This is a genomic window from Rhodococcus sp. IEGM 1318 (genome assembly GCF_033142465.1).
GTDB classification, from domain to species: domain Bacteria; phylum Actinomycetota; class Actinomycetes; order Mycobacteriales; family Mycobacteriaceae; genus Rhodococcus_F; species Rhodococcus_F qingshengii_B.
In genome coordinates this window covers 41,727-60,419 of the sequence record NZ_JAWLSC010000006.1, presented here as the reverse complement: position 1 = coordinate 60,419, position 18,693 = coordinate 41,727, and the positions used below count along the sequence as shown (strand labels likewise).

Sequence of the window (18,693 nt, the reverse complement as noted above, 5' to 3'; positions counted from 1 at the left end):
AGATCCGCGGTGTCGGTGGGCTGCTCTACCGTCGGATTCATGAAGATTCTGCACACCTCCGACTGGCACATAGGTCGCACCTTTCACGGCGTCGATCTGTTGGCCGATCAGGCGAGTGTGCTCGGTTCCATCGCGGATTCCGTCCGCGAACACGGCGTCGACGTCGTGGTCGTGCCCGGTGACATCTACGACCGCTCCATTCCCAGTTCCGACGCGGTCACGGTGTGCAATCGAGGCTTCGAGGCGATCCGGGCTGCCGGAGCGGTCATCGTTGCCACGTCCGGCAACCACGATTCCGCGGTGCGGCTCGGGGCCGGGGCATCCTTCGCCGCTGCCGGCGGATTGCACTTGATCACCCGCGTCGGCCAGATCGGTACTCCGGTGATGCTGAGCGATCAATTCGGGCCGGTCGCGTTTTACGGGATTCCATATCTCGAGCCGGAGATCACGCGCGTCGAGTTGGACGTGCCCCGGGCTCGTACCCATTCCGACATCCTCGGAGCGGCCATGTCACGTGTTCGGCGAGATCTCGCCGAGCGAACGGCTGCCGACCCGTCGACTCGATCGGTATTGCTCGCCCATGCCTTCGTCGTGGGCGGTGAGGCCTCTGAATCGGAACGCTCCATTTCGGTCGGCGGAGTGGAAACCGTCGCAGTGGGCGAGTTCGACGGCGTCGACTACGTCGCCCTCGGACACCTGCATTCTCCGCAGATGCTCTCGGAGAGTGTTCGATACTCGGGTTCACCGTTGCCGTATTCGTTCGGTGAGCGCAGCCACCGTAAGGCCGCGCTCCTGATCGAGCTCGACGCAGCCGGCTTGTCGTCGGTGCAGCGCCTCGATCTCCCGGTGATTCGGGGGCTGAGCCAGGTGGCTGGAACGCTCGAGGAGCTTCTCACCGAGTCGAAATATGCCGATTCTGAGCAGTGCTATGTCTCCGCATTGCTCACCGACCCGGTCCGTCCCGTCGATGCCATGAGACAACTTCAGGCCCGTTTCCCGTTTGCCGTTCATCTCGAATGGCAAAGGCCGGAAGGACAATCGGATCTCAAGTACCGCGACGCGGTTCGGGGTCGAACCGACATGGAGATCGCCCGCGGCTTCGTCTCTGCAGTGCGTAGTGACCCGTCCGAGCGGGAAGCCGCGATGATGGCCGAAGCACTCAGCGCTGCCGCGCGCGCCGAGGAGTCCACGGTAGAACTGAGTGAAACCGCGTGAGACTGCACAAACTCCAAGTCAGCTCTTTCGGACCATTTGCCGACACGGTCGAGGTCGACTTCGACCGTTTGGGTGCAGACGGGCTGTTCCTTCTGCACGGTGACACCGGGGCAGGCAAGACTACGATCCTCGACGCGGTTGCGTTCGCCCTGTACGGGCGGGTTCCGGGTGCACGCAACGAGGGCAAGCGATTGCTGTCCGATCACGCGCCGGCCGGTTCGGTGCCGTGCGTGGAACTCGAAGCGACCATCAATGGTCGCAGAATCAAACTTGTTCGCAGTCCGGAGTATTCGCGTCCGAAGAAGCGCGGGACCGGTTCGATTACCGAGAATGCCAAGGCCACACTGACGTGGTTGGACGGGCGCGGCGAGAATCTTTCGCGCATCCCTGACATCGGTGACGAGATCAACCGCCTCATGGGCATGAGCGCTGATCAGTTCTTCCAGGTGGTGCTATTGCCGCAGGGTGAGTTCGCCAAATTCCTGCGTGCCGAAAGCGACGAGCGAGGCAAACTGCTCGAGCGTCTGTTCGACACCAAGCGTTTTGTCTCCGTCGAGGCATGGTTCGACGCCAAGCGAAAGGCAAGTGCCACCGCGCTCGCGGCCAGGGAGCAGTCCGTGCGACTGCTGCTTGCCAAGGTCGAGACCGCGGCGGGACTCGAGGTTGGAGCCGAAGCGCACCCACTGGAATGGTCGCGCAAACTTCTGGCCGAGGCTCAAGACACCCGCGACGCAAGTCTCGCCGAGCTGGTGACCGCCAAAGATGCAGCAGCCGAGGCTAATCGGGTGTTCACGGCAGCGCAGCGAACCGCAGAGTTGCTAGCTCGCCGCAATCGTGCGACCGCTGAACTCGCAGCATTCAATACGGGCGCCGCGCACCGATTTGCGATCGGCGCCGAACTCGCGACCGCCAAGCGGGCTGTGCCGGTAGCCGCTGTCGCCGACGATGTAGAGACGGCCCGCGTGGGTCTTGCCGCATCGCTCGAATCGATGAACACCGCGATGTCGACCTACTCGGCAACGGGCGGGCCGGAGATTTTCGAGCCGGAAGTGTGGCCACCCACCGACGATGCGCGTCAACGCGTCGTAGCTCAGATCCGGACATGGCGTGACGAAATCGTTCGTCTCGACGCGATGGCGGAGGACGCTCGCAAAGCCGATGCGGCGGAAGCCGAGATCGAGAAACTCGGAGTTCGGCGAGACGCCCTGTCCGAGCGCATCGCTGTCATCGCGGTTGAACGCACCGAACTGCCAGAACTGGTACGCGCGGCCGGCCAAAGATTGGACGACGCGCAACGCGCGCATGCCACTCTGCCCGGCCTCCAGGCGGCACTCGTAGGAGCGTCGGATGCTGCGGCAGCGGCCCATGAAATCGTCTCTCTGCGTGCGCAATCCGAGATGATTCGTGTGCAGGTATTGGATGCGCGCGATGCCCATCAGAGTGCTCGCGGGCGCTGGCTCGATCTTGTGCAGAAGCGTATCGAGGGCATGGCGGCGGAGTTGGCGAGTTCACTCGCGCCCGGTGACGCATGCCAGGTGTGTGGTTCGCGTGAACACCCTGCGCTGGCGCAGTCGGATGTCGTCACGGTCACCGAGCCGGATCTGGAAGCCGCGTCCGCAGCCGAGCGTGGGGCCGAGAAAGCCCTGAGCAAGGTAGTCGACCGCCAGGTAGCCGTCGACCGTGACATCGACCGGGTGATCGCCCGCGGCGGGGATGGAGACGTCGAAGAACTCGACAGGCTCCGCGCGGCGGCTCAGAGCGCCGTCGACGAGGCGACACACTCTGCCGGTCAGGTTGGAGTGTTGGCCGACAGGCTCGCGCACCTCAACGAGCGTGACGGCGAGCTGCAACAGGAATCGGCTTCTCTGACTGCCGAATTGGCGGCACTGACCGAGCGTATGACGACACTGTCGGCCATGGTCGAGCAGATTCGAGCGGCGATCGTCGCTGCGGTGGGAGAAGATTCGACCATCGCTGCTCGGCGCTCGCGGTTCGAAAGGCTTGCCTCCGCTGCCACGGCGGCGTCTGAGATGCGTGACGAGGCCGTTCGTGCGCAGGCGCGATCGGCGGAACTGTCGACCAAACTGGCCGCTGCGGCGGCCGCTGCCGGATTCGATTCGGTCGAGGCTGCGATCGAAGGGGTGAGATCGCCTGCACGAATCGCCGCAATCGAAACGGAACTCGCCAAGGCGCGTGACCTCGAGGTGGCCGCTCGGACGGTCCTCGACGACCCCGACGTCGTTGCGGTGGGCGAAATCGAGACAGTCGACGTCGACGGTCCTCGTGAGCGCGCTCTTCAGTGCGCCGAGGTGGTGAACTCGGCTGTTGCAGCCGCATCCCTGGCCGAGAACCGTGTGTCGGATCTCGAACGGTTCAGCGGACAACTCGAGAAGGCATACGAGGCGGTTGCACCTGAGCGGGAACTGCACGACGAACTCGCGGCGCTTGCCGACGTGATCGCCGGCAAAGGTCAGAACAGTCGCAAGATGTCGCTGCGCGCCTACGTACTCGCGTCGCGGTTGGAAGAGATCGCCGTGTCGGCATCGGTTCGGCTGCAGCGGATGTCCGGGGGACGGTACGAGTTCGTGCACAGTGACGAGGCAGGTTCTCGGGGTCGCCGCGGCGGTCTGGGGCTCGACATCCGGGACGACTTCACGGGTGTCGTTCGCTCGGCGAAGACGCTCTCCGGTGGTGAATCGTTCTTGGCGTCATTGTCTTTGGCGCTCGGACTCGCCGATGTGGTTGCGGCGGAGTCGGGTGGAATCGTTCTCGACACGATGTTCATCGACGAAGGATTCGGCACGCTCGACGCCGACACCCTCGACTCGGTGATGGCTGTGTTGGACGAGCTTCGCGACGGAGGACGAGTGGTGGGCATCGTCAGTCACGTGGACGAGATGAGGCAGCGAATCCCGAGTCGCCTGCACGTCATTCGCGGACGTGCAGGCTCCTCGGTGAAGGTGATCGCGGGCTGATCAGGCCTTCTTGTTCTCTACCTCTGACTCGGCGTCGTCGTCTTGATCCTCGAGGATGTCCGACGCATCGCCGGCGGGCATCGGCTCGTTGTCGCTTGCGCGTTCGTCGATCTGCTCTCCGATGTACCGGATGACAACTGCTGCCACAGCGGCGACGGGCACTGCGAGGAAGGCACCGACGATGCCGTACAGCGAGCTACCGGCGGCAACGGCAAGCAGCACGATGACGGCGTGGAGTTTCATCGACTTGCTCTGCAGCACAGGCTGAAGGACGTTTCCTTCGATCTGCTGAACGGCCAGGATGATGATCAGCACGATGATGGCGGTGGTGAGACCGTTGGCCACCAGCGCAACCAACACGGCCAGGGCGCCGGCGACAAACGCGCCGACGATCGGGATGAAGCCACCGATGAACGTGAGAATTGCCAGCACCGGTGCCAGCGGGACCCCGAGGATCAGCAATCCGGCGCCGATGAAGACCGCGTCGATCAGGCTCACCAGTGCTTGAGTCCTGATGAATCCACCGAGCGTGTCCCACATGCGGGTGAGGACCTCTTCGAGATGCCGACCGGCGCGGCCGCCGCCGACAGCGTGCAGCCACGGGATGAACCTCGGTCCGTCCTTGATGAAGAAGAACGCGAGAATCAGGACCAAACCGAGCGTGACCAACAACGAGCTTGCCGTGCTCACACCGCTGAAAACGCCCGAAGCGATAGCGGTTCCACTTTCCTGCACCTTGGTGATGACGGCGTGGACAGCGTTGTCGATCTGGTCGTCCTTCAGGTTCAGCGGCGGACCCTGGAGCCAGTCCTGAACCTGGTTGATGCCCTCTGTGGTCTTGTTCGCGAGCTCGGGGGCCTGGCTGACCACTGACGGAACGATGCCTGCGATCACACCGGCCAAGATTCCGATCGAGAGCACCAGGGTGATGCCGGCTGCCGCGGCCGGTGGCATACCGCGCTTGATCATGCCGCGGGTCGGTGGCCACATGACTGTCGCGACAACGATAGCCAGAGCCACCGGCAGGACGATGACCCAGAGCTTTTCGATCAGCCAACCGAAAATCCAGGCGCCCAGCGAAATCGACGCCAACACCAACGACCACTTCGCGAGCCACATACCCCCTTGCCCGATGATCTCGCCGCGGTCGCGCTTTCGCACCCCTACGGACGTCCCCTTGTCTTGCTCGCTCACTGATCGTCCTTTCCGTCGGCGCAGGGATCTCCTCGCCGATGTGAGAATCCGGTGATCTAGCTGAGCTGATCGTAACGACTGCATGCGATAACTCGTGTGTTGCGCTGCAATACTGTGTTTTGAAGCATGCCGCTCGGACTAACATTTCCGTCATGAGAATCGCAGCAGCAGTCGGGGCAGCAGCAATCGTCGTTCTCGGGCTCACCGCGTGTAGCACCGAGGATCAGGACAACGCACAGAACAAGATCAGCGAGGCAGTCACGAGCGGGCAACAGGCGCTCGAGACAGCCAAACAGTCCGCGGGCAACGCCATCGATCAGGGCAAGACGGCGCTGTTCGTCGCCACTTTCCGAGGGGCTTACGCACCGTTGGCGGAAAACCGCGAAGACGCAGACATCGAGGAGATCTTGACGACCACGTGCACCGAGGTCGCCAACGGCACGGACGAGGCGGAGGTCAAGACCAAGATCACCGACCTGGCCGAGAACAACGGCAACAAGCCCACCGACGAGCAGGCTGGCCACATTTACGAACTCGCGAAGGCCACCTGCCCCTGATCGGATTCAGCAGCAGCGTGCGCCTGGGTTGGCGTCGGCTGCTGCGTGTCGGCGTCGCCAGAACTCTCGTTCGCTGATCACCGGTGAGTCGGCGTGGTGGCGTCGGGTGTGCTCGACGTAGCGCTGATAGTCGAGATCACCCATCACCGAGCGAACCCACCACAGCGTTCCGCGGAACGCTGTGGTGAGTTTTGCCGTCATGGTCGCAGTCATGGTCAGTGCCCACCTCCGTGCGCGGCTCCGGGCGCGCGGACCTTCCCGGCTTTGATCAGCTCGTCCCATTCCTTCTGGATTTCCTTCTCGGCGGGCGTCGGAATGAAGCTTGCGGGACCGAAGATCTTCGACGGTTCTTCGGGGGACTCGGTGGTCGGCAGGCCGCCGGCTCGGATTGCCTTGACACACACGGTGATCCCGGCGATGACGACGACAATCACCAGTGAGGCAAAGATGATCGACAGCGTGCCCTGGATGAAGGTGTTGCGGATGACGGCGTCGATGGCCTCCGGAGTCTTTGCGGAACCGTGCGCCGTCTCGCCTGCGGCCTTCGCATCTTTGAACACGTTGTGCTGAGCCCAGTAACCGATCGCGGGGTTGTCGGAGAAGATCTTCTGGTACGACGCGGTCATGGTCACGACCAGGTCCCACACCAGCGGCACGCCGGGGATCCACGCCCATTTGAACAGGCCCTTCTTCATGACGATCGTCATGACCACCGTCAGGGCAATCGCGGCCAGTAACTGGTTGGCGATGCCGAAGAGCGGGAAGAGCGTGTTGATTCCGCCGAGTGGATCGGTGACACCCATGAGCAAGATTGCACCCCAGGCGGCGACGACGATCAACGAGCACAGCCAAGCACCGATGCGCCAGGACGGGTCCTTGAACTTCTTTGCCGGACCGCCGAAGTTGCCGAGCGAGTCCGAGAGCATGAATCGAGCGACGCGGGTGCCGGCGTCGATCGTGGTGAGGATGAAGAGCGCCTCGAACATGATCGCGAAGTGGTACCAGAACGATTTCAGCGAGTCACCGCCGAACACGTCGCTGAGCACTTCGGACATGCCAAACGCGAGCGTCGGGGCACCGCCGGTTCTCGAGATAATCGATTCTTCGCCGACGGCCTCGGCTGCCTGACTCAGCACGTCCGGTGTGATGGGGGCAGTGCCGAGGGGCAGATTGTTGACGTATTCGGCTGCCGTTTCCGGTGTTCCACCGGTCAGCGCCGCGGGAGCGTTGAGTGCGAAGTACAGGTGCTGATCGAGGATGCAGGCGGTGACCAGAGCCATGATCGCGACAAACGATTCGGTCAGCATGCCGCCGTACCCGATCATCTTGGTCTGGCTTTCCTTCTCGAGCAGTTTCGGCGTCGTACCGGATGCGATCAGCGCGTGGAAGCCCGAGAGCGCGCCACAGGCAATGGTGATGAACAGGAACGGGAACAGTGAACCGGCAAAGGCCGGGCCTTCGCCGTTGGAGGCGAACGGCGTCACTGCAGGCATGTTCAGCGCGGGTCGTGCGACCAGAATTCCGATGGCCAGCAGCGCGATGGTGCCGACCTTCATGAACGTCGACAGATAGTCACGCGGCGCCAGGAGCAGCCACACCGGCAGCACCGAGGCGGCGAACCCGTACGCGATCATCAGCCACGCGATGGTGACCTTGGAGAGCGTGAACCAGTCTGCGCCCCAACCGGTATCGGCAACCCATCCACCGGAGACGATGGCCAGCAGGAGGAGGACGACGCCGATCAGGGAGACCTCGGAGACCTTGCCCGGCCGTAGATACCGTAGGTACACGCCCATGAACAGGGCGATGGGGATGGTCATCGCGATCGAGAACACACCCCACGGGGATTCTGCGAGGGCATTGACGACGACGAGCCCGAGCACTGCGATGAGGATGATCATGATGACGAACACGCCGATCAACGCGGCGACGCCGCCGACGAGGCCGAGTTCTTCGCGGGCCATCTGACCGAGGCTGCGCCCGCGGCGCTTGGACGAGATCCACAGGACCATGAAGTCCTGCACCGCCCCGGCGAACACCACGCCGACGATGATCCAGATCGTTCCCGGCAGATATCCCATCTGCGCGGCCAAGACAGGCCCGACCAGTGGACCGGCACCGGCGATTGCCGCGAAGTGGTGACCGAACAGCACCCGACGATCGGTCGGCATGTAGTCGGCGCCGTTCTCCATGATCTCGGCGGGAGTGGCCACGTCGTCGCGGGGTTTGACGATCTTGCGTTCGATCAACCGCGCATAGAAACGGTAGGCAATCAGATAGGTACAAATTGCGGCCAACACGAACCACACGGCACTGATGTGCTCACTGCGGACAATCGCGATCATGTACCAGGCGCCCGCGCCGACCAGTCCGAGAACGAGGAAGACGACGCGCGCAGTCGTGGAAATGGGTGTTTTGTCGATAACACCGACAGGTGGCAGGTCGGGATCGGTTTTCAGGTACTCGACATTTGGTTCCGGCGCAGTCGTCAAGCTCATCGTCGAACTCCGTCCACTAGTGCACGTGTGGCCGCCGTCACAGCGGACCATCTGTCACTGTAGGACCAGCAGGGCGAATCCGCGCGATCTGAGGCGCGGGAGTCGACCGGCGTCAGAATCGGTGAGCGTCGGCGTCGATCCAATCGGTGAGCCAGCTTTGCGGCGGGGATTCGAGCAGTTCTCCCGGCATCAGCCAGTCGAACAGGTCGGCATAGGTTCGGGTGGTGAGACCGTCGACGCGGCGGTTGAGCATTCCCGGTTGCAGTTGGTCGAAGGAATCGATGCCCATCGACGCGATCATCTGTTGCGCGCTGGCGACAGTTGCCTTCTGGAAGCGGTAGACGCGCTCGCTCTTGTCGGGGATGTCGAGCGCGCGGGTACGTGCCGGATCCTGAGTGGCAACGCCGACCGGGCAGCGGTTGGTGTGGCACATCTGGGCCTGAATGCAGCCCACTGCGAACATCATTGCGCGGGCCGCCATCGTGAAGTCTGCGCCCTGGATGATGCGTTTGACGATGTCGGAACCGCTCGCCACCTTTCCGGAGGCGCCGACTTTCACGAGAGGGCGCAGACCAGTTCCCACCAAGGCGTTGTGCACGAGCATCAGGCCTTCGGTCAACGGCATGCCCATGTGGTCCTCGAACTCCACCGGACCTGCGCCGGTGCCGCCTTCGGAACCGTCGACGATGATGAAGTCGGGCGTGATGCCGCGTTCGATCATCGCTTTGCAGATTCCGAGGAATTCACGACGCGAGCCGACGCACAGTTTCATCCCGACCGGCTTGCCTCCCGACAGTTTTCGCAGTGTGGCGATGAAATCGACCAGTTCGACCGGGGTGCTGAACGCGGTGTGCGCGGGTGGCGAGATCACAGTCTGGCCGACGGGTACCCCTCGGGTTTCGGCGATTTCGGGGGAGACCTTGACTCCGGGAAGCACGCCACCCAACCCGGGTTTCGCACCTTGCGAGAGCTTGATCGAAATGGCCTTCACCTGGTCGGAGCCGGCGCGCTCGGCAAAACGGTCAGGATCGAATCGGCCGTCCTCGGTCCGGCATCCGAAGTATCCCGAAGCGATTTCCCAGATCAGATCGCCACCGTGTTTGCGGTGATACGGACTGATCGCACCTTCGCCGGTGTCGTGGGCGAAACCGCCTTTGGCGGCGCCGGCGTTGAGGGCCTCGATTGCGTTGGCGGACAACGATCCGAAGCTCATCGCGGAGACGTTCAGGAGAGCGATGTCGTACGGCATCGTGCAATCGCGTCCGCCGAGGCGAACTCGCGGAACGGTGTCGGGGGCGGTCCGTGCGCGAATCGAATGCGTCATGAACTCGTATCCGATCGCATTGACGTCGCGCTCGGTCCCGAAGGGCTCTTCTGCCAGTGTTCCCTTGGCACGCTCGTAGACCAGATCTCGCGTTTCGCGATCGAATGGCATTCCATCGGTGGATGATTCGACGAAGTACTGCTGGATCTCAGGTCGAATCTTCTCGAGGAGGAATCGGGCGTGCCCGAGGACCGGATAGTTACGGAGGATGCTGTGGGACTTCTGTGTGAGGTCGTAGGTGCCCATCGCCGCCAGCGCGAGAGTGACGACCGCGATCACCCACCATCCGGGCGAGACCACAATCGCGAGAGCGGCGGTGCAGAGACCCACTATCCATATCAAGAGCACAATCAGCATCCGAGTCACCTCGAGAGCGTAGGCGCTCACTGTGACACGGCAGCGGTAAGTCTCCACTAGGTTCTGCGATAGAGAACCGAATCCGACTCTTTGGGGGAATGATGACCGAACCGCAGTATCCGACCGACCCGCAGGATCCGAAGGAGCAGCAGTATCCGACGGGCCAGCAGTACCCGACTGACCCGCAGTATTCGGCCGGACAGCAGTACCCGGCCGGTCAGCAGTACAGCGCGGCCCAGCAGTACAGCGCTGCTCCCACGTACGCGGCGCCCCATTACGGTCCGCCGAAGTCCAACGCGGGATGGGCCGTCGCGTCGATCCTGTTCTTCTGGCCTATCGCGTTCGCCGCGTTCAACCATCTCCACGACATCTACCCGAAGTGGGCTATGGGCGATCACCAGGGCGCGCAGTACGCGTCCGAGCGGGTGAAGAAGCTCGGTCAGATCTCGCTCCTCATAGCCGTTATCTGCTGGGTGCTGTTCATCGCGTTCTACGTCATCTTCCTGGTTGCGATCGTGTCGTCCGTCGATTCGTATACCTACAACTGATCACCTGCCGCGACGTGACGGTGGGGCGAGTACCCGTCACGTCGCCGCGAGGCCGTAGAATCCACAGACCGTGAGCCTTACCCTCGGAATCGTCGGACTGCCCAACGTCGGCAAGTCCACCCTTTTCAATGCACTGACCAACAACGACGTGTTGGCAGCGAACTACCCGTTCGCGACCATCGAACCCAACGTCGGCCTGGTCGAGCTGCCCGATCCGCGGCTGCAGAAGCTCGCCGAGATCTTCGGCTCCGAGCGCATCCTCCCCGCGACCGTGTCGTTCGTCGACATCGCCGGCATCGTCAAGGGTGCATCCGAGGGCGCAGGCCTTGGTAACAAGTTCCTGGCCAATATCCGTGAAGCTGATGCTATCTGCCAGGTAGTGCGCGTTTTCGCCGACGACGACGTTATTCACGTCGACGGCAAGGTCGACCCGGCCTCCGATATCGAGGTCATCGAGACCGAGCTCGTGATCGCCGACATGCAGACTCTCGAGAAGGCTCTCCCGCGTTTGGACAAGGAAGCTCGCAAGAACAAGGAGCTCAAGCCGGCCCACGACGAGGCACTCAAGGCTCAGGCCTTCCTCAACGAGGGCACGACGCTCTTCAGCGTCAAGGACAAGCTCGACTTCTCGTTGCTTCGTGAGCTGAGCCTGCTCACCACCAAGCCTTTTCTATACGTCTTCAACGCCGACGAGTCGGTGCTCACCGATGAGGCGAAGGTCGCGGAACTGCGCGCATCCGTCGCTCCGGCCGACGCCGTGTTCCTCGATGCGAAGGTCGAGCAGGAACTCCTCGAACTGGACGAGGAAGACCGCCAGGAAATGCTCGACTCGATCGGTCAGACCGAGCCCGGCCTCCATGCCCTCGCTCGCACCGGCTTCCACACCCTCGGACTGCAGACCTACCTGACGGCTGGTCCGAAGGAAGCTCGCGCCTGGACCATCCACAAGGGTGACACCGCGCCCCAGGCTGCCGGCGTCATTCACACCGACTTCGAGCGCGGCTTCATCAAGGCTGAAATCGTGTCCTTCGACGACCTCGTCGAGGCGGGTTCCATGGCCGCGGCCAAGGCTGCCGGCAAGGTCCGCATGGAGGGCAAGGAATACGTCATGGCCGACGGCGATGTGGTGGAGTTCCGCTTCAACGTCTAAATCCGCCGTACTGTCGCAGGGCAATTGTGCAGCCGCAGGGAGAACTGTCCTCGCGGCTGCACAATTGCCCTGCGGCGTCTCACCCGAGCTTTCAGGCGAAGGCGATCTAGTGCTTCATTGGTCTGAGGTGCTGCCTTGGTGGCGTGGCCCCTGTGGCAGCGATACGAGGCCGCTCTGGTCCTCACCCACGGAGCAGGTTTCTGTTCCTGAACTTTCTCTTCGCGAGCGTCGACGAAGCGGCGCCCGTAAGAATGTCGACTACTTCCGAGGCATCGACTCCTCCGCGCGTGAGTTCGCATCTCTCACCGTCGAATTCGTGGGGAGCGAAAGAGACGAAAGCTCCGCGTAGTCAGTCCTTTCGCGCCATCTACACAGGCTCGGGCTGACGGGGTCTGCCAGCCAGCGTACTTCTGATCTCCGAGCGGGTGCTTGGGCTCTTCGCACTCGCAGGCTCCGAGTCGCGAAAGCGCTGCCGGGAGTATTCACTTCCATCGCGCAGCGCCCGCAGCGGACGTGGCTAGAATCGTTGGCGCGCTAGGGACTGACTTTCGCGGGGTATCTAATTCGTTCCAGGGGTCCAGATAGTTGGAACGCAGGGCACAAGGTCTGGGAGATCATGCGGTTCGGCTTTGCTGCTAGCTCCCACCTCGTTGCCTGCTGCGACATTGCGAAGCCATGCGAATGTACGCAGAGCTAGGACGTGAGAGCAGTGATCCTTAGCCATTGTCATCCTCGGGCGCTGCGAGACAGAAGTCGTCGTTTATCTTGATGACCAGTGCCACGGTCAGTCGTAGCGCGGTGATGTAAGTCCTGAAGTGTGCATCGTCGCCATCCATACCGGCTTGTGCCCCGTGAAGGTACTTGTTTCGCAGCTGAGGTCCGTTGCTGAAGTCCACCCCGTTGAGGAAGTAGTTGAAGTACTTCCCTTCCGCATCTGTCAGCAACGAGGAGGAGCGCGTTGTCCAGCCCTTCGTCACCATGTCGTCCGCCGTCGCCCGCCCGGCATCTGAGAGGTGATAGTAGCTAGCTGCTTGAGTGGCGAACAGTGATTTGAGGATGAGGTACTGCTCCGAGTTCGCGAGCTGAACTCGCGCTCCAGTGTCTTCAAGAACTCCCAGTTTGATCAGGTGGTCGACGGTTGGCTTCTGGTAGTCCTCGAAGTCGTCGTACGCGATCTGGTTCTCCAGAAGAAGCGTTGCTGCGTTGTCCGCGTTCAGGGAGTCATTGATGTAGTGGAGCCTCGATTGGTCGGAGAACAGGTGGTGGAGGATGCCAGCAATTTCCTCACTTTCGGATGAGCAGACGTACTTACCGTCGAGGAGGCTTGGTATCTCCTTGTATTTGACCTGCTCAGATCCCATGGCGAGCAGATCGCGGTCGAGTTCGCCGTCTCTGGCGAACAGGGTGAATTGATTTGCGACGCTTTCCATCTCGGCGAAAAGGTGCCTCACCTTCTGGAGGTATGACGACCCCCTGTCTGACGGGGTGAATGAGAAGTTTGAGGCGCCGAATTCCTTAACGAGGTACTCCTCGAAGAACCAAGAGATGACCTGCTCCAGGTCGATGTCCTTCGACTCTAGGAAGCAGTGGTAGAGGCGCGTCTGGAGCAGGGTGCTCATGTCGATGGCTCGAAAGGCTGCGCCGATCTTGTACTCGTTCTTTCCTGTGGTCCCCATGAACCGTTCCATGACGCCTAAATACGCCGGGTAGGACGGAAGGAGCAGCAGCGCTTGAAGGTCAGCGAACTCGAAGAGGTGCAGAAAGTTGTTGAGGATACCGGGGTTGTCGCTGCTTTCTTCCAGCCACCGACCGCTGTATATGTACCGGTAGACCAACTCCTCCGAGGTGTCCAATTCGAACACAACCGGATCATCTTGGGTTTCGGAGATGCCCACCTCACATCCAGTCTTGAAGCCCTGGTTCTCGTTGAAGAAGTTCGCGCTTATCTCGTCGGAGCGTCGCTTCGCACGCAGCTTGAGCTTGGCGTCGATTCCGGACAGAGAACACTCCTTGGCAGTCGCAATCAGCCCAACGTAGTTGGGGTTAGCGTCCTCGCTGTCGACGTAACCCTCCAGCAGTTCGCGAGCGTCGACTTGAGTGAAGCTCGGTGGAAGATGTATCTCTCCTTTCACGTCGTCCTGCAGGTACTTTCGAACCAAATGCTCAGCACCACGAGAGGAAGCACGCAACTCATCCCGTATCTCGGCGTCATAGGCCTGCACAAGCTTCTTGCTCGCGAGCAATTCCCCTAGACGCACACCTGCCGCGGAGAGCGCGGGAAGGACCGTCGCACTGTCGCAACGTTCGAAGGCCTTGTTCCGGCCGAGCAAGTGCAGAAGATCCCCGTGATAGTCGTGGCCGACACCAGCCACCGTGGCTGCGAAGTTCGTGTTGTCGACCGACGAAAAGTACCGCGCCACCGCACTGTGGATCTGAGGAATCAGTGCCTTAGCTTGGTTGCGCTGTTCCTCGGAGTAGGCGTTCGGCAAGAAACCATGTTCGAGATACTGCTGAACGTTGTGGAGCTCAAGCATGTCCTCAGTGCTCGTGGGGACACTCTTAGGGTCGAACCCCTCAGCAAGCTCTGCGACGCGCGGGACGTGCCAACCTGCTGCCACGTCATGTACGCCATAGAACCGAACCCGACGTGCGGTTGCGTCCACTTCGCTCACCTGCTGACCTCACTTCACCTCGCGCAGCCCGAACAACGTCATTATGGCGGGTTGGTGCGACAGAACAGGGCTTGCGAAGGCTGGCCCGATCAAGACCGCTCGGGTTGCGTGCACTTCCCGCAACAACAAAGACTTCTCCGTGTGCGCCGGCGTCGAACTGATCATCCCTTGAGTGCCTCATGAGCCGCGTCCCCGTGATTCGTCGCCGGCAGATGCTTATGTGTGCCGGAACGTGGTGGCCTTCCGCTTCAATATTTAAGGACACCGGTCAGCGGCCTATTCATCGTCCGTCCGCAGCAGTACCCGCGTAGTCCGGAACAAGTCATCCGCGGTTCTGCGGCTCCGCGGGTTCTGCGGCTCTGCGGGGTTTGCCGTCTGCGTCGGGAGGCCGAGGTGCACGTTCACACCAGGAACAACCACGCCGTTTGACTAATAGGGGCGATGATCGCCCCGCATGCTCCGAGAGAATCTCGAGCAGTCCGGCCGTCGCGGGGATCTCCCAGCGTCCTTCACGAGGACGGTGTGGTCGCCGCCGGTCCACCACCGTGACTTCGCCTGATGCCAGGCCAGTGACGGTCTCCAGGTGCCTGAGGACACCGACGGCAGGCGGGCGCTCAGCAGTCAGACACGGGCATCTCGCTGAGCGTCCGACGTGTCACAAACCGCCGCGGCCTCCCCGACCGCGGATCGGTGAATTCGAGTTTCCTCGCGAGCAATTGGAGTGGGAGGGAATGATCGTCCGGGGCGTCGGGAAGCAGGTCGGGGTATCGGCGGTCGCCCAGGATCCCGGCGCCGAGAGCCGCCAAATGCACCCGCAACTGGTGCATCCGTCCGGACCGCGGACGTAGAACCGTGTGCAGCACTGTACGTCCGGAGGCGCTCACGCCCGTCTCTCGCGCCTCGATCATGGTCTCGGAGTTAGGTTCACGGCTGTCGTCGACGAGGACCCGCAACTCGCCGCGCCGAGCTTCGATGTGGTTGCGGTACACGAGGGGACCGTCGGATTCGGCGAACCCCGATGCATCCTGGTCCCACCGGGGCGGTCGCGCCGACACTGCCTCGTAGACCTTCGTGACCTGCCGCTTCTCGAACAGTGACTGGTACGCGCCGCGCGTCGCGGGGCGGGCCGAGAACATCACCACGCCGGCGGTGCCGCGGTCGAGCCGATGGATCGGGGTCAGATCTGGGTTGTCGAGGCGGACCCGTAGTCGGACAAGCGCCGACTCGCGGAGATAGCGCCCGCTGGGGGTGGTCGGGAGAAAATGTGGTTTGTCGATGACGACGAGGTCGTCGTCCACGTGCAAGATCTCCTCGTGGAACGGCACCGGGTCCTCCGCCGGCAACTCACGGTAGTACCAGACGAACCGGTGCGCGCTGAGTTCTGTGCTCCGGCAGATCGACTGGCCGTCGATACCCACGAACTCGCCGTCGTCGAACCGCCGATACAGGTTTTCGGCGTCCAGATGGTCGAACTTGGCCACCACGTACTCAGCGATTGTCGCCCACGGCCCAGAGAGCGGGATGCGTAGGCGCGTCGGGCCAACCCCGTTCTTGACGGGCAGCGGTGGGGACATGGACACGCAGGTCATCATCCCATCGACTGCTGGTCAGCGGTGATTCGGTGTGGCCTTGTCGGAGACGTCCCTGCGGGGACGCGGGGACCAACTCGGAGCGGCGGCCGCTCAGAGACCGTCGGGTCGAAAATGAGTAGCGCGGACGACAGGCGGGTCCGTATGGTTCGGGAAACAAAGACCGCAGTCGAAAAGCGCTGCGGTCCATACCTTCTGTAGCTCAATTGGTGAGAGCACCCGACTGTGACTCGGGCGACGGCGGATCGTAACCGCCCAGAGGGACTCGGGTTCAGCTCAGGAGGGAATGGCCGCGCCCTAGACGCAGAGACCGGAAGCCCTTTGCCTGCACAGTTGCCGAACCAGCCTCAGTCGGTATTCCCTGAATCGCCGAACAGCATTCCAGTCACCCGCCATTTCCGCGTCGGCAAGCAGGTATTCGCAGTTGTCCAACTGATCCTTCAAAGACATCATCAGAATTCACCTCCGATCACCCGAGCAAGTACCTGTCCAGGATGCGTCCGGCAGGACCCCGCGGACATCGGCCGTAGTACCTGTTCAGGTACCTGCTTCGGAGTGGGCCGCAGGCTACTTCTTGACCGCAGGCGCAGGTAGCGGCATGCCTCGCTCGGCCAGAACGGCTCGGAGACGATCGGGGTAGTCGGTGATGATCCCGTCGACACCGAGGTTGATCAGGGCGTGCATGGTGGCGGGATCATCGACCGTCCACGGGATGACCTCCATGCCACGCGCATGTGCGCTCGCGATCATGTCGGCTGTCGGATAGAGGGTGAAACCGGGATCCCCGACCTTTCCGCCCTGCGGAGTTCCTTGGACAGGAGAGTAGGCGGAGGCACCAAAGGTTGCTACCGCCGCGATGCCGTCGCCACCGAAATCATCGATGTCCAGGCCGCCGAGCCACGGTGATGCTCCGTCCTTGCCTACCTGGAGAAAGTCGCCGTTGGTGAGCGCAACGACGGGGACACTCGGTGCGAGTTGACGGGTGAGCATGAGTGAGCCCCAGTCGAAGCTCTGAATGGTGACGCTGTCCAACATTCCTGCTGCCCGGATCGTGTCGAGGACTACAGAGACGAACTGCTCACGCGGGGCGGTCTCGTGAGGTGCTCCCGCTTCCACCTTGGTCTCGATGTTGAGCTTGATTCCGGGTGCGTTGTACGACTTCACCAGAGCGAGCACTTCTTCGAGCGACTGCATTGTCGCTCCCGGAACATTTTGCTGCTCAGGGTATCCGGCAAGGGGGAGGGTGCCGCAGTCCATGGTCTTGATCTGTTGCAGGCTCAGCGTGTTGACGAATTTGCCGACGAACGGGAACTCCGGGTCGCCGGTAGTTGCCGGCTCGGTATCGAGGCATTTCTTGTTCGAGATCTTACGATCGTGCGTGACGACAGCGATCCCGTCTTCGGTGATCTGGGTATCGAGTTCCAGTGTGGTGACGCCCATTTCGAGGGCATTGGCGAACGCGGCCAGGCTGCTCTCCGTGTACAGGCCGAGTCCGCCGCGGTGGGCTTGGACGTCGAACGTCGAAACCGGCTGGGGCGCTGAACTACCGAACGAACCGGACCAGTCGAGACTGCCGCTTGGCGATGCGTCGGCGGGGGTCGCCAGCGCGGCGAGGGGGAGCGCGACGGTCACGGCGGCGCACGACAATATTCTGCTCAGTTGCATGCAAGGAACGTAGAGGCGTCGAATGGCTCGCCGGGGTTCGTTAGGTAAACTAACGGTAAAGGTCAGGCCGCGTGAATGCGCTGCCCGACGCCGCTCGCTTGGACCTTCATCCACGACGCCAGAAGCTCACACCCGGTCAGCCCACTGGCGTCGAGAGGTTCGATCGCGTAGCTGATGTGCCTACCGCCGCGAGGGTTCTTCAGCTGAAAGCGGTTCAGGTTCAACTTCGTCGGCAGATAACCGAGTACTTCGAGGAACGCGGTGCGAATGCGTCGTAGATCGGTACGCCACTGCTTGGGGCTGAAACGAGTCTTCTGCGCGTTCTGGAAGGCATTGCTACGAAGTAGTTCCCACACCTTTCGTGCCCACACGCGCGCCTGCGAGAAGGACATCCAGCGCGTCAAGTCTGCGATGTCGCGAATGTAGCTGTCGTCGCTGGCATTACAGATCATGTCCTGTGGGTGCCCGATCCACTTGACCGGAATCCACGGCTGGACTTCGGGTCCGTCGCCGGCAACTCCGTGTCCCTCGCAACCTTCGATGACGCCGGTCGGTTGTTGTGGATCGGAGATCAGTCCGACTCCGATGATGTTGGCGCCGTTCAGCGCCGGAGAAGTCGTCGGAGAAGTCAATGTCGGAAGAGCCGCGCGGATCACGGTGCATCCCTGTGAGTATCCGATCAGCATGACTGGGCCGTCTATCTCTGCGATTGCGGTCGAGAGGGCCTTCACACCCATCGAGGTGCTGTGCCGAAAGCTCAGGCCGCCGTCGGCGACCGGGCCGTACGACGCAGGATAAGCGACCCAGCGAGAATCGAATCGACTGTCGAGTTCGTCGGTGACGGCGCTGAGGAGTCCGAGCACGCGGGCGCCGTTGTCGCCGACGTGGGATTCGCCGGTGCCGCCAACTGCAAGAACGGTTACCTCAGCCATGTCAGCGATCATCCACG

General features: G+C 62.2%; 13 protein-coding genes and 1 tRNA gene. 6 read left to right on the top strand and 8 right to left on the bottom strand.

Translation table 11 applies throughout. From position 1 onward, the window contains the following. Positions 1–39 precede the first annotated feature (39 nt). Together R4P65_RS15545 and R4P65_RS15540 are read left to right on the top strand one after the other, a co-directional pair. Positions 40–1,215, top strand: a complete 1,176-nt coding sequence (locus tag R4P65_RS15545) for an exonuclease SbcCD subunit D (RefSeq protein WP_317827180.1) — start codon at positions 40–42, stop codon at positions 1,213–1,215. Then, positions 1,212–4,190 carry an SMC family ATPase gene (locus R4P65_RS15540; protein WP_317827179.1) on the top strand — a complete coding sequence of 993 codons (2,979 nt, stop codon included), beginning with the start codon at positions 1,212–1,214 and terminating at the stop codon, positions 4,188–4,190. Before R4P65_RS15545 ends, R4P65_RS15540 begins: the two co-directional genes overlap by 4 nt. On the opposite strand, the gene R4P65_RS15535 is transcribed toward R4P65_RS15540, so the two are convergent. After that, complete coding sequence (locus R4P65_RS15535) at positions 4,191–5,384, bottom strand: AI-2E family transporter (protein WP_230814174.1); 1,194 nt, start codon at positions 5,382–5,384, stop codon at positions 4,191–4,193. 152 nt (positions 5,385–5,536) lie between these two features. Between R4P65_RS15535 and R4P65_RS15530 the strand changes: the two genes are divergently transcribed. Next, the gene (locus R4P65_RS15530) at positions 5,537–5,941 is read left to right on the top strand and encodes a hypothetical protein (RefSeq protein ID WP_317827178.1); all 405 of its coding nucleotides are present in this window, start codon (positions 5,537–5,539) and stop codon (positions 5,939–5,941) included. Between the two features lie 6 nt (positions 5,942–5,947). On the opposite strand, the gene R4P65_RS15525 is transcribed toward R4P65_RS15530, so the two are convergent. From R4P65_RS15525 to R4P65_RS15515, 3 genes are all read right to left on the bottom strand, one after another. After that, a complete protein-coding gene (locus R4P65_RS15525) occupies positions 5,948–6,154 on the bottom strand; it encodes a YbdD/YjiX family protein (RefSeq protein WP_230814173.1) in 207 nt (68 codons plus the stop codon). A gap of 2 nt (positions 6,155–6,156) precedes the next feature. After that, on the bottom strand, positions 6,157–8,439 hold the full coding sequence (locus R4P65_RS15520; protein WP_317827177.1) for a carbon starvation CstA family protein: 2,283 nt from the start codon (positions 8,437–8,439) through the stop codon (positions 6,157–6,159). A gap of 112 nt (positions 8,440–8,551) precedes the next feature. After that, positions 8,552–10,129, bottom strand: coding sequence for an FMN-binding glutamate synthase family protein (locus tag R4P65_RS15515; protein ID WP_317827410.1), 1,578 nt, complete (start codon positions 10,127–10,129; stop codon positions 8,552–8,554). Positions 10,130–10,218: 89 nt separating this feature from the next. On the opposite strand from R4P65_RS15515, the gene R4P65_RS15510 reads away from it, so the two are divergent. Both R4P65_RS15510 and ychF read left to right on the top strand, forming a co-directional pair. Continuing rightward, positions 10,219–10,668 (top strand): CD225/dispanin family protein, encoded by a 450-nt coding sequence (locus R4P65_RS15510; protein WP_317827176.1) that lies wholly within the window; start codon positions 10,219–10,221, stop codon positions 10,666–10,668. A 70-nt stretch (positions 10,669–10,738) separates the two neighbouring features. Then, positions 10,739–11,818, top strand: coding sequence for a redox-regulated ATPase YchF (gene ychF / locus R4P65_RS15505; protein ID WP_030536245.1), 1,080 nt, complete (start codon positions 10,739–10,741; stop codon positions 11,816–11,818). A 716-nt stretch (positions 11,819–12,534) separates the two neighbouring features. On the opposite strand, the gene R4P65_RS15500 is transcribed toward ychF, so the two are convergent. Both R4P65_RS15500 and R4P65_RS15495 read right to left on the bottom strand, forming a co-directional pair. Further along, positions 12,535–14,490, bottom strand: coding sequence for a hypothetical protein (locus R4P65_RS15500; protein ID WP_317827175.1), 1,956 nt, complete (start codon positions 14,488–14,490; stop codon positions 12,535–12,537). A 614-nt stretch (positions 14,491–15,104) separates the two neighbouring features. After that, on the bottom strand, positions 15,105–16,082 hold the full coding sequence (locus tag R4P65_RS15495) for a pseudouridine synthase (protein WP_317827174.1): 978 nt from the start codon (positions 16,080–16,082) through the stop codon (positions 15,105–15,107). 188 nt (positions 16,083–16,270) lie between these two features. Between R4P65_RS15495 and R4P65_RS15490 the strand changes: the two genes are divergently transcribed. Continuing rightward, positions 16,271–16,343: transfer RNA gene (locus R4P65_RS15490), tRNA-His, on the top strand. 303 nt (positions 16,344–16,646) lie between these two features. Here R4P65_RS15490 and R4P65_RS15485 read toward each other — a convergent pair. Continuing rightward, positions 16,647–17,744, bottom strand: coding sequence for a glycerophosphodiester phosphodiesterase family protein (locus R4P65_RS15485; protein ID WP_317827173.1), 1,098 nt, complete (start codon positions 17,742–17,744; stop codon positions 16,647–16,649). Positions 17,745–17,806: 62 nt separating this feature from the next. Continuing rightward, positions 17,807–18,676 carry a PE-PPE domain-containing protein gene (locus R4P65_RS15480; protein ID WP_317827172.1) on the bottom strand — a complete coding sequence of 290 codons (870 nt, stop codon included), beginning with the start codon at positions 18,674–18,676 and terminating at the stop codon, positions 17,807–17,809. Between the last annotated feature and the right edge of the window lie 17 nt (positions 18,677–18,693).